At 44.8% G+C, this 11,922-nt stretch carries 9 protein-coding genes; 5 read left to right on the top strand and 4 right to left on the bottom strand.

The window, feature by feature from the left end; translation table 11 throughout:
- The first annotated feature begins 69 nt into the window (after positions 1-69).
- Positions 70-1,311, top strand: a complete 1,242-nt coding sequence (locus PCAR9_RS10950) for a cystathionine gamma-synthase family protein (RefSeq protein ID WP_179983624.1) — start codon at positions 70-72, stop codon at positions 1,309-1,311.
- A 107-nt stretch (positions 1,312-1,418) separates the two neighbouring features.
- Here the strand turns inward: PCAR9_RS10950 and PCAR9_RS10945 are convergent, their stop codons facing one another.
- A complete protein-coding gene (locus PCAR9_RS10945) occupies positions 1,419-3,887 on the bottom strand; it encodes a CHRD domain-containing protein (RefSeq protein ID WP_179983623.1) in 2,469 nt (822 codons plus the stop codon).
- Between the two features lie 239 nt (positions 3,888-4,126).
- On the opposite strand from PCAR9_RS10945, the gene PCAR9_RS10940 reads away from it, so the two are divergent.
- Positions 4,127-4,729 carry an FMN-dependent NADH-azoreductase gene (locus PCAR9_RS10940; protein ID WP_179983622.1) on the top strand — a complete coding sequence of 201 codons (603 nt, stop codon included), beginning with the start codon at positions 4,127-4,129 and terminating at the stop codon, positions 4,727-4,729.
- Between the two features lie 169 nt (positions 4,730-4,898).
- Here the strand turns inward: PCAR9_RS10940 and PCAR9_RS10935 are convergent, their stop codons facing one another.
- The gene (locus tag PCAR9_RS10935) at positions 4,899-5,453 is read right to left on the bottom strand and encodes a glutathione peroxidase (protein WP_179983621.1); all 555 of its coding nucleotides are present in this window, start codon (positions 5,451-5,453) and stop codon (positions 4,899-4,901) included.
- Positions 5,454-5,632: 179 nt separating this feature from the next.
- Between PCAR9_RS10935 and PCAR9_RS10930 the strand changes: the two genes are divergently transcribed.
- Positions 5,633-8,128 carry a prolyl oligopeptidase family serine peptidase gene (locus tag PCAR9_RS10930; RefSeq protein ID WP_179983620.1) on the top strand — a complete coding sequence of 832 codons (2,496 nt, stop codon included), beginning with the start codon at positions 5,633-5,635 and terminating at the stop codon, positions 8,126-8,128.
- A gap of 210 nt (positions 8,129-8,338) precedes the next feature.
- On the opposite strand, the gene rrtA is transcribed toward PCAR9_RS10930, so the two are convergent.
- Positions 8,339-8,923 carry a rhombosortase gene (rrtA, locus tag PCAR9_RS10925; RefSeq protein WP_179983619.1) on the bottom strand — a complete coding sequence of 195 codons (585 nt, stop codon included), beginning with the start codon at positions 8,921-8,923 and terminating at the stop codon, positions 8,339-8,341.
- 112 nt (positions 8,924-9,035) lie between these two features.
- Between rrtA and PCAR9_RS10920 the strand changes: the two genes are divergently transcribed.
- Both PCAR9_RS10920 and ggt read left to right on the top strand, forming a co-directional pair.
- On the top strand, positions 9,036-9,800 hold the full coding sequence (locus PCAR9_RS10920; RefSeq protein ID WP_179983618.1) for an enoyl-CoA hydratase: 765 nt from the start codon (positions 9,036-9,038) through the stop codon (positions 9,798-9,800).
- Between the two features lie 14 nt (positions 9,801-9,814).
- The gene (gene ggt, locus PCAR9_RS10915) at positions 9,815-11,572 is read left to right on the top strand and encodes a gamma-glutamyltransferase (protein ID WP_179983617.1); all 1,758 of its coding nucleotides are present in this window, start codon (positions 9,815-9,817) and stop codon (positions 11,570-11,572) included.
- A 137-nt stretch (positions 11,573-11,709) separates the two neighbouring features.
- On the opposite strand, the gene PCAR9_RS10910 is transcribed toward ggt, so the two are convergent.
- Complete coding sequence (locus tag PCAR9_RS10910) at positions 11,710-11,895, bottom strand: DUF4177 domain-containing protein (protein WP_179983616.1); 186 nt, start codon at positions 11,893-11,895, stop codon at positions 11,710-11,712.
- Positions 11,896-11,922 lie beyond the last annotated feature (27 nt).

The raw sequence follows: 11,922 nt of genomic DNA, 5'->3' as shown, positions 1-11,922 counted from the left end.
CTGTTTAACATAGACTAATAGGGTGCGTATTTGGCTAGGTCGCAAACATCTATTTTCGGAGCTTCACCCGTGACAAAATTGGGATTCACAACCCGTCAGGTACATTCTGATCGCATGCTAAACACCCCGGAACATGGTGGTGTTCACAGCAGCACATCTAATTCGGTTCTTTTTGAGTTTAAAGATGCGCAAGGCATCATAGATGCGTTTCAAGGCAAGCGCGCCGCTCACGTCTACTCTCGTTCTTCTTCGCCTTCGGTGGCTGCATTACAAAATATGCTAAATGACTTAGAGGCCGGTGTAGGCGCGTTATGTTACTCAACCGGTATGGCGGCCATAAGCAGTTCTTTATTTGCCTTGTTAAAGGCGGGCGATCATTTAATTGTAAGCCAATACCTTTTCGGCAACACAAGAAGCTTTTTCGAAACGATTAAAGATTTCGGAGTGCAGGTTACCTACACTGACGTGACCGATATTCAACAAGTTAAAGAAGCGTATCAGCCAAACACAAAAGGTGTCTACACGGAAACCGTCGCCAACCCTGTAACTCAGGTTGCTGATCTTCATGCCATTGGTCAATTCTGTGAAGAGAAGCACATGCTGTTTATGGTTGATAACACCATGACACCGCCACCAGTTTTCTACGCAAAAGACGTTAAGGCATCACTGGTGTTTTGCTCTTTAACCAAATACATCGCAGGTCACGGCAATGTATTAGGTGGAGCAGTGGTTGACACAGGCAACTTCGACTGGACAAAGTTTGACAACCTCAAGCCTGCTTATCAGGTTGCAGATATTGCGCAATGGGGCATCACTCAAATTAAAAAGAAAGGTCTTCGCGACCTAGGTGCTACATTGGCACCACAGTCAGCTACGGCTATTGCATTGGGCATGGAAACCCTTGATTTGCGTTTAGCACGAAGCCAGCACAATGCTATGCAGCTAGCAACGTTTTTAGACAATCATCCAAAAGTATCTAAAGTGTTTTATCCAGGTCTTGCCGATCATCCTCAGCATTTCATGGCACGGGAATACCTAAACGGTGGCTACGGAGCAATTTTAAGCTTTGATCTAATTGATGGTGCTGATCCGGTTGCGTTTTTAAACGAGATGGAGCTGGTAATCTGTGCCACCCATTTAGGCGATAATCGCACCCTTGCACTACCTGTGGCACCTACTATTTATTTCGAGAACACGGCAGAAGAACGTGAGCTTATGGGGATTTCCGATACCATGCTACGTATTTCGGTAGGTATTGAAGACACTCAGGATCTGATCGCGGATTTTGAAGCAGCGCTAAACACGATTTAGACAATGTTTTGCTAGGGTAAAGTACAGAAAAAGGGGCTTTCGCCCCTTTTTTATTTTGTTCTAATTGCGTTCAATATGATGAAAGCAATATGTTTGACTGAAATCTGTTAGTCAAAACCTAGCGTGATTTGACCGCGAATTTCACCACTCGGAAATGCGTCTGAATGGAAGTTTGTGTAAAGACCTCCGTCAGCCATCACGCCCATTTGTTCAGCCGTTAGCGTTGTATTAGCAGGCACCGACCAAATTCCATCTGAACCGTCAGTAAGCCCTAGTAATACACCACCATTAACACCCGCTGCACCTTCGTGAATGTGCGCCATATTGGCTGTCATACCAGTTATAGTTACGCTACCAGATAATGCGCCTGTGGATGTGTTGAGCGTAAATGCGCCCGCACCGCTTGCTGTTGTTGTTACTGCAGGCACTTCTTGTAAGCCATCGGCAACGATGCCGTATACTTCAATGTTGTCAGGCGTGATCTGACCGCGAATTTCACCACCAGTGAATGCCGCTGTATGTACGTTTACATAGTGACCACCTGATAGTAATAGCGTAGCTGTGGCTTCATCTAGTATTACACTTCCGTCGGTCATCCAAACACCAGCTGTACCTTCGCTTTCCACAAGCCCTACAAGAACGTCTCCATTTACACCAGCGAAGCCTGTGTGAATGTGTGCCATGGTTGCATTTTCGATAGTGGTTACCGCCACAAGAGAAACATTGTTGTTTGTGGTGTCGAAGAGCGCATAGCCAGAGCCCATTGCCATAGTATCTACTGCTGGTACCTCTTGGCTGCCGCTTAGTGAGAATGTTACTACCGCAGTTGTGTCGGGAACAATCTGACCACGCACTTCACCGTTAGGGTTAGCGGTAGTGTGAACATTTAAATACCACTCACCGCTAGTCAGCGCATCTAAGTTACTTGGTGAAATATTAGTTTCAGCGAGAACATAAGTACCATTACCAGCATCAGTCAGTGGGAAAGCAACTGGGCCGTTCATACCAATGCCGCCATCATGCACGTGCACACCAGTAACGTCAGTTAGGCCTGAAACATCAACGCTTACACTAAATGCAGGTAAATCTTCGTCAATTTCAACCACTGCCGTTGCAGTAGACATAGTATCAACAGCAGGCACTTCTTGAGATCCGCTTAAATTAACGTTGTAAGTCATGTCAGCATTAAAAGCAGGTGGAGGTGGCGCAAGTCCATCAAGCAGTGCTAATTGAGGTAGGTCGCCGTCCATTGCTCCATCTAGTGCGATAGCGGTGTAAATCTCACCATTCTCAAGCGTCAAAACGCCTGTTTCGATGGCCGCTGTTTTAGTGCCTGTTGGTGTAACCGTCACCACGTAGTCACCTTCCGCTAAGCTAACGTAACCTGTTTCAACTAGCTCACCAGTTTCATAGGCAATGTCGGCAAATGCCGGGTCAACCGCATCAATTTCGCCATCTGCGGTTACGTAGATATCGACGTTACCTGCTGAAGGTGAAGCATGTACAATACGCACTTTAGCTTCTGTCGCTACTGAGCGAGGCATATCAACAAGTACATCAAGTTCTGGTGCAGCTAAAACGTTATTTGCTATAGCGGTATAAGACATACCTACTTCTAGTGTCAACTCAGCATCGTCAATTGCCACAACACTGTTGTCGCTATCTGCTACCACGTCAATAAGGTAGTCACCTGCTGCAACAGACAAGTAGTCTGTCGTACGAGGGAACTGTATTCCGTCTACCAGCACAATCTCGTTATTCGCTAAAACATCTACCGCTGGTGCGTCGCTGATACCGTGCACTACGCGAATTTCGGCACCTGCTTCTGCATCCCATATCTTGAAGCTGCTGTCACCGTCTGCAGCTAAGAGCGTAACAGGTGAATCTCCGGTACCGACGTTATTAGTTGCGGCAATAAGCAAATCAGCACCGTCAGCTAAGTTAACCGTACCCGAGTCGTATACAACCGTTGTTTCACCTGCCGGTGTAATGCGAATTTGATAATCGCCCGCAGGTACTTGAATCAAATCTGTCGAATCAGTAAATTCAGCGGTGACTAGTGGTTGTTCCGCAGTGATGTCGGTATCTGGCGCAGTGACGTAAATGTCGACCGTTGGTGCCATAGATGCTGCGTGTACAATCTGCACTTGTGCATTACCGGCTTCAACGGTGGTTTCCATGCTGGTTACCGTTAATAACGCTAGCGTTTCATCGCTTACATTCCCCACGGCAAATACATCGTAGTTCATATCTGCTTCTAGCGTTACGTCGGCCTGAAGCACTTCAGCATTTTCACCTGGCAGAATACCGGTAACGCCAATGTCGTAGGTACCTGTTTCTACTTCAAAGCGAGATGAAGCAACTTGGTAGTCAACATTCTCTAATCCGTTAAGGATCGCATCATTAGCGGTAACATTAACCATAGGGGCGTCAGATGCGGCATGCACAACGCGCACATTTGAATATTCGATAACGGGGGCGGGGACTTCAACAACGTCATCGTCGTCATCGTCAGAGCAGCCGATTAAAAATAGTGGTAAGATTGAGCATGCAAGGAGCGTTTTGGTCCTTCTCATTTTTTGTATCCTCTTTATTGTGTTGTGGCAAACTCGATTACGCGAGGCAAATAAGAGAAGATCATCCTCCTTGCAACATTAACGTAATGTAATGTTTTCAAGTAATTTACAAAGGTTTCATTTTGCCTACTTTCGTTCTGAAAATTAGAATGGTTACCTCATATTTTTGAGATTTTCATCCAACCTTAATCCGCTAACATAGTTGTGTATTAACCAAACAACGAACATTGGAGTGCGGCATGAAAACAGTTTTAGCTATATTTTCCAGCCTTAGTGGCGAACAAGGCAATTCTTCAAAAATAGCAGACGAATATCTTTCAAAAATTGAAAGTGATGGCTCAGTACATATTAACCGCGTGGATGTAGCCTCACTGGCGCTACCTCACTTAACGGGCGTAGAGATGCAAGCGTGGATGACTGATGCAGCAGAGCGAGATGAGTCTCAACAAGCACTAGCGAAGATCTCGGACGATATTGTTGAAGCAGTAAAAGCCGCTGATGAAATTGTATTGGCAGTGCCAATGTACAACTTTGGTATTCCATCTAGTTTGAAAGCCTACTTCGATCGCATTGCACGAGCGGGCATAACGTTTAAATATACCGAGACTGGCCCTGTTGGTTTGCTGGAAAATAAATCAGCTACGGTTTTTGCTGCTCGCGGTGGAGTTTATGCTGGGTCGGACTTCGATACACAAACGCCATACTTAAAACACTTTTTAAATTTCATAGGTATTAGCGATGTACAATTCGTTTATGCTGAAGGACTTAACATGGGTGAAGAGCAAGCAAACAAGGCTTTTGCCGATGCAAGTGAAAAAATTATTGAACTAACTAACGACTAAGCACACTAAATTAATGCAGTTAGCTAAAACGTAGGAAGTATGTTTTCAGCTAAAAGTGTGTTCCAAGTTGAGTGTGCTTGTTTGCCCCGCGTATTACGCGGGGCTTTTTTATGACCAAAACTTTTTGCGAATATTCTTTTTGATTAAACGAAAATGAACAAGCGAAAACCTATTCACCCTTGATAAGTGCTTCAACATCGGCAATGAAGTCAGGGTCTGTAGGTTTAGTCGAGCTAGGGTAGTGAGTGATTTGTTTACCTGTGCTGTCAATAAGGTACTTATTAAAGTTCCAAGACGGTGCTTTGCCGGTGGCGGTTTTTAGCATTCGATACATTGGGTCTGCGTCGTCACCTTTCACCGATATAGGTTCAAACATAGGAAATTTAACGCCGTAGGTTAGTTCGCATAATTCTGCCGTTTTGCCCTCATCGCTGTCTTCTTGATTGAAATCGTGTGAAGGGAAACCAAGTACGACAAAGTCCTTATCTTTATAGTCACTGTATAGCGCTTCTAACCCTTCAAATTGTGGCGTAAAACCACAATAGCTGGCAGTGTTAACGACAAGTAGTGTCTTTCCCCCATATTCACTACACAAATTCACCGTTTCTTGTGAATTGAGCTTACGCTTCATAAATTTAAGTACGCTAGGGCACTCGTTCGCAAAGCTAGCTGACGTGAAAGAGCTGAGTACAAGCAGTGCTGGTATAAAACCTCTGGCTTTCATAGTGTTTTACCTCATCAGTTAATTTTTGTTATTTTGTCAAAGTACAACGGACCTTATTCCAAAACCATAAACGAGGATGGTTTACGTTTGGTTCACTATCTCAATCGATGAACGTTAGCGCTTTAGCAGCGGCTCTGCGTATAATGTTAACGATTTTTACATAACAACGACTTAAAATAATGAAAAAATACTCTTCTTTACTCATTGCGGCTAGTGTTACCTTTGCGCTAGGCGGATGTGCAAGCACTACTAACGAACCATCGAGTCAAACAACGTCTACATCGCTTCCTGCTGCCACAGTTCAGCAAACCGTCACACCAGATGTCGCGCCTCAGAACAGCACGCAAAAAGGTGAAATCACACTGAAGCAAATTATGTCAGATCCTCAATGGATTGGCGCGTTGCCAGAGGCTATGGGTTGGTCGGTCAATGGCGATAAAATTGTTTTTGAAAAAGAAAGACAGAATAGTGCACTGACAGATGTCTATATTGCAGAGCTTTCTAACCCTGCAAATGCCGTAAAAGCACCGCTATCAGATTTACACAAGTACCGTTTTGACGAACGCGTAGTAAGAAAAGATGGTGTGATTGCTTATTCATTTGAAGACAGTGTTTATGTGCAGTTTACCAACGGTGAAACCGTGCGTATCGCGCGTGGCGGTAATACGCTATCTACGCTTTCATTTATGACCGATGGTCGTTTAATGGCGTTAAGCGGTAACAAATTCATAGCTATAGACCTGTCTAACGGCACCCGCGAAGAATTGTTGAGCTGGGAGTTCAGCGACGAGCCCAAAGCGGTTGAGCCGCCTAAAGATTATATTGCCGAGCAGCAGCAGTCGCTGGTGGAATATATCAAACTACAGCGCAAAAACAGGCAAGAAAAAGATGACGCGCATAAAGCGTTGGCCAAAGAAAACAGCAGTGTAGCGCCCACGCCATTTTACTTTGATAAGTCGCATCGGTTAGCGGGTATCAGCGTATCACCTGCGGGTAACTTCGCAGTAGTAGCAACCACTGAAAGTAAGCCGACTCGCGATGATAGCGATATCATGCCGCACTACATTCAAGAAGACAGTCGAATTGCTGCGAAGCCGGTACGCCAACGTGTGGCAGATGCAGAGTCGGTAAATCATGAACTGTGGCTGCTTAATTTAAAAACTGGCGAGAAGAGTGAACTTAAATACTTTAATTTGCCTGGCTACAACGACGATGTTCTTGCTGACGTAAAAGCTGAAAACGCGAAAGCAAAAGGCGAGACCTATGAAGTTAATCGTTTGCCGCGCGACATTACCTTACTGCAGAGCTGGTACTGGACCAAACCTTCGATTCGCTGGCACAAAAACGGTAACGCCGTTGCTGTTATGCTAGAAGCGTGGGACAATAAAGACCGCTGGATTGCAACGGTCGACCTAGCAAATAAAACGCTAGAAAATCAACACAGGCTTCATGACGATGCGTGGGTAAACTACCGTTTCAACGCGTTTGATTGGCTAAATGACAGCGAGACGCTTTACTATCAGTCTGAGCATACCGGTTATTCGCATTTATACATTCAAAAACCAGGCGAGAAACCTGTCGCGCTAACCAGTGGCCGTTTTATTGTTGACGATCTAACCCTTTCTGGCGATGACAACTATATCTACTTTAAAGCAAACATGGAGCATCCGGGGCTTTACGAAGTTTATCGTGCTGATTTAAGTGACAACACCATCGATACCATGACTGATTTGAATGGTATGACAGATTACTCACTTAGCCCTGATGGTAAAAATTTGCTGCTAAGCCATAGTAAAGTTAATCAGCCACAAGAGCTTTACATTAAGCCTGCAGATGAAACAACTGCAGCAAAGCAAATTACACAAAGCACCAGCGCTACTTTCAACGCACTTCCTTGGGCGGTGCCTAACATCGTTGCTATTGAATCGTCGCATACCGATGCACCTATCTACGCACGAGTGTATCTACCGGAAAATTACGATAAGTCGGCACCAAATAAAGCGGTAGTGTTTAATCACGGTGCAGGCTATTTGCAAAACGCCCACATGGGGTGGTCTGGTTACTTTAGAGAATACATGTTCCATAGCATGCTAGTGCAGCAAGGCTATGTCGTACTAGATATGGATTATCGCGCTAGTGCTGGCTACGGACGTGATTGGCGAACCGCTATTTATCGTCAAATGGGTACGCCTGAAGTGCAAGATTTGCGTGATGGTGTGAACTGGCTTGTCGAAAATGCAAATGTAGATCGTGAGCGTATTGGCACATACGGCGGTTCATACGGCGGCTTCTTAACCTTTATGTCTATGTTTACCGCGCCAGATCTGTTTGCGGCAGGTGCAGCACTTCGTCCGGTAACTGATTGGGCCCATTACAACACGCCATATACGGCTAATATTCTGAATACGCCTGATATCGACCCCATTGCGTTTGAGCGTAGCTCGCCAATTTATTTCGCAGATGGGCTAGAAAAGCCATTGCTTATCAATGCGCCTATGGTTGATGACAATGTGTTTTTCCACGACACCGTGCGATTGGTACAGCGCCTTATCGAGCTCGAAAAGGAAGATTTTGAAACGGCAATTTATCCGGTAGAGCCACATGGCTTCGTACAACCAAGCTCTTGGCTTGATGAATACCGTCGTATATACAAGCTATTCGAAGAAAACTTATAGGCAGAAATGCGAGTGCAACCCAGTGATTAAGAGCCACTGAGTTGCTCACAGCGCGGTAGCTATTAAGGACGGAAAAAAAAGCTTACAAAAAAGGCCCAAATTCAATGAATTCGGGCCTTTTTTTAAATCTTCTTTTTTTTGCTTCAGCACGTTAATCTGTTTTAACAAATCAAAATGCGCAAAAAGAGTGACGCTATATCGCTCTAGTTTCTATTTTCTTTTCGCCGTAATAAACATAAGTAAAAAGATTGCGATACCGGTAAGCGCGCCGAATAAATGCGCATCTACGGCAACTTTTGCGTCAATTAGGTTAGCAACTTGTTTGCTGCTACCGTCAATTTGTTCGTATCCTACTTTCAAGGCTAAGCCAAGAAGTAACAACCAACCCGACTTCATCTTTTCTTTAATATCCACACAAGCACCCCATGCGAAAATACCGTGTAGTGCGCCTGACAAACCGGCGTACCAAATCAGATCTGGAGAGAAGAAATAAAGACCGACACTGGTTCCTAAGCAGCACCACACGAAAACTTTTAAGTACAAGCCAATGCGATAATGTTCACCATGCAAGGCCCACAACAGCGCCAGACCTGCTAAATTTAAAAGTAGGTGGTAGCCATTGGTGTGCACGATATTGCCGCTGACTATACGCCAAGTCTCTAGGCCTTGAATGGCATATCTGTCGTAAGCCAAATAATTGCCAGACATAGGCTCAAAGAAAAACGCGACAACGGAGCATAGCGCTATAAATAAAGGACCAGCGCTATACTTAAGCGAAAACGGCAGTGACATCATCAGTGTTAGTTATTTTTGAATTCAGAATTTGCTGGCTATGATACAGAAATTGCCTACTGGGTGAAAACTGAAGTACACCCGAAATAAAAAAGACGACAGAAAAGGAGTGATCATGTCCTACATCATTACCGAAAATAATCAGCAATGCTTAACCATTACGCTCAACCGCACCGACAAGAAAAATGCGTTAACGCGCGATATGTACCAAGAAATGGCGAATGCCATATTAGGTGTTAAGAATGATGGCTTAACGAAAGTGGTGGTGATAAAAGGTGCCGGTGATTGTTTTACCGCGGGGAATGATATTGGCGACTTTGCGCAGCAACAAGATCACGCCCAAGTGCCTGAGACCGCTGCCTTTATGCGCGCACTTGCCGCCTGCCACTTACCGGTTATTGCACAAGTTCACGGCTTGGCGGTAGGGATAGGCACAACGCTTTTACTGCACTGCGATTTTGTATACGCCACACCAGATACCCGATTTGTTCTACCGTTCATCAACTTAGGGCTTGTTCCCGAGTATGCATCAAGTTATCTTTTGCCTAAGGTTGCGGGTCATATCAAAGCGGCAGAATGGTTAATGCTAGGTGAACCCTTTACGTCTGCCGATGCTTATCAATTTGGTATCTTAACTAAAATAATCGACGCGAAAGAAATAGAGCAAACTGTTCAATCAACGGTAGACAAACTCGTTGCCAAGCCTTCATTCTCGCTTAGACAAACTAAAGCGTTATTAAAAGGCGATGGGGAGCGAACGAACCAACAAATGAATGAAGAGTTCGATATATTTTTAGAAGCGTTGGGCACAACCGCAGCCCAAGAAGCGTTTGATGCGTTTCTAAAAAAACGGCCAATTAACCCCGAAAAATTTAAATAAGAGGAAGTATTATTTTGAGACGCAGTGCTTTGTTCAGAGCTTCAGTAGTTACACTTGCATTATCTAGTTGCTTCATTTTTGGAGCGAACGCTAAACAAGCTCGCGAAGTTGGTGAGCCTGAAGCGGCAACAGGCTACATAGAGAAAAAGGCCTTTGAAGCCAAAGACTATATGGTTGTGGCGGCAAACCCCTATGCGTCATGGGCGGGGAAAAATGTTTTAGAAAAAGGCGGCAGCGCCATAGACGCTGCCGTGGCTGTTCAATCAATGCTTTCTCTGGTTGAGCCGCAATCGTCGGGCATCGGTGGTGGTGCATTTATCCTTTATTGGGATAATAAGAACAAAGTACTTCACACCTTCGATGGCCGTGAAACAGCGCCGAAAGCTGTCAATTCTCATTGGTTTATTGAAGGTAATAAGCCAATGCGCTGGTTAGATGCCGTAGTTGGCGGTAAGTCAGTAGGCGTGCCCGGTGCAGTGAAAGCGTTAGAAATGGCGCAGGGTGAGTTTGGTAAGCTACCTTGGAATACGCTGTTTGACGATACAATCAAAACAGCTGAAGACGGCTTTAAAGTATCGCCGCGTTTAGCCAAACTTGTTGCATTGGACTATCACCCTGGTCTTAAAACGTTTCCTGCAAGCTCTACTTATTTCTTCCCTGCAGGCCTGCCGTTAAAAGAAGGCACGGTTAAGAAAAACAAAAAGTTAGCTAAAACCCTAAGAGGTATTGCGGAAAAGGGCAGCGACTATTTATTGAAAGGCGAAGTTGCCGAAAAAATAGTAAAAGCGGTAAACAGCGCTGAAATCAATCCAGGTCAGATGACATTAGAAGACTTAGCAAGCTACGAGCCTGTAAAGCGTGAACCTGTTTGTGGGTTATATCACGAAAAGCGTATTTGCGGTATGGCACCGCCTAGCTCTGGTGGTGTGAACGTTTATCAAATTCTTAAAATGTTAGAGGGTTTTAACCTTAGCCAGTATGCGCCAGATTCAGTAGAGTTTGCGAACTTGTACACGCAGGCAAGTGCGCTTTCGTATGCCGATCGCGAGAAGTTTATAGCGGATAGCGATTTTACTAACCTGCCGTTTGCGGCCATGATCAATACGGCTTATCTTGAGCGCCGGGCTGAGAATATTGCTGTTGATAAAGAGTGGCGTCGCAAGCGCGCGGGTAATCCGTACGCTGATGCGAATGTTGCGCTTGGTACGTCAATGGAACTGCCAAACACCTCCCACGTCTCTATCGTAGACAAAGAAGGTAACGCAGTATCAATGACAACCAGCATTGAATTTATGTTTGGTTCTGGGATTATGGTAGAAGGCTTCCTGCTTAATAATCAGCTTACCGACTTTTCATTTTCGCCAACTAAAAACCGTTTTCCTGTACCAAATCGCGTAGAGCCTGGTAAACGCCCTAGAAGCGCGATGAGCCCTACAATGGTGTTCGACAAAGAAGGCAACCTTGAGGTTGTTGTAGGCTCGCCTGGCGGCTCTCGAATTGTAAGCTATGTCGCTCAAACCCTAATTGGTGTTTTAGACTTCGGCTTGGATATTCAACAGGCTATCAACTTACCTAAAATAACTAATAGAAACGACTATACGGCGTTAGAGAAGGGCACGCCGATAGCCGAGCTCGAAGAGCCATTAAAAGCGCTTGGCCACAAGGTTAAAGTCGTCGATTTAAACAGCGGTCTTCACGGAATTCAGTTTAAGTCAGGTAAACTAATTGGCGGTGCAGATCCTCGCAGAGAAGGCATTGCAGTAGGGCGCTAATTTGGCGTTTGCCTAGTTAAAACTAGAGGCAGCAATGCGCTGTTGCGTGAGTGAAAGCGGAAGGTTAAATATCTTCCGCTTTTTTGTTTTCGATAGGGAGCGAGCATAGAATGTTTGGCTCTTTCTAGTTTTTACTTTTAACTATTCGATCTTTCAAGAAGGAGTAATACCGAACGAACATGTGCAGAAAAAGACGACACTGGTGTTACTTGAATAACACGCCAGCCCTGATTGTTGTATTTGGTAACTTCTTCGTTAAGGGTGTCTAAATTAAGTTGGCTAGACCAAAAGTTACGAGTTTTAAATTCAACGACTTTTTGCATTTATATAGTTCCTTCTACAGCTTTATT

This window comes from Alteromonas macleodii (genome assembly GCF_903772925.1).
GTDB classification, from domain to species: domain Bacteria; phylum Pseudomonadota; class Gammaproteobacteria; order Enterobacterales; family Alteromonadaceae; genus Alteromonas; species Alteromonas macleodii_A.
Note: the sequence above shows the minus strand (reverse complement) of the source record. Positions and strands in the feature narration are given on the sequence as shown.

Coding starts and splice junctions, on each gene's coding strand:
- PCAR9_RS10910 (WP_179983616.1), bottom strand. CDS start 11,895: ATGCAAAAAGTCGTTGAATTTAAAACTCGTAACTTTTGGTCTAGCCAA.
- PCAR9_RS10945 (WP_179983623.1), bottom strand. CDS start 3,887: ATGAGAAGGACCAAAACGCTCCTTGCATGCTCAATCTTACCACTATTT.
- PCAR9_RS10930 (WP_179983620.1), top strand. CDS start 5,633: ATGAAAAAATACTCTTCTTTACTCATTGCGGCTAGTGTTACCTTTGCG.
- PCAR9_RS10920 (WP_179983618.1), top strand. CDS start 9,036: ATGTCCTACATCATTACCGAAAATAATCAGCAATGCTTAACCATTACG.
- rrtA (WP_179983619.1), bottom strand. CDS start 8,923: ATGATGTCACTGCCGTTTTCGCTTAAGTATAGCGCTGGTCCTTTATTT.
- PCAR9_RS10935 (WP_179983621.1), bottom strand. CDS start 5,453: ATGAAAGCCAGAGGTTTTATACCAGCACTGCTTGTACTCAGCTCTTTC.
- PCAR9_RS10940 (WP_179983622.1), top strand. CDS start 4,127: ATGAAAACAGTTTTAGCTATATTTTCCAGCCTTAGTGGCGAACAAGGC.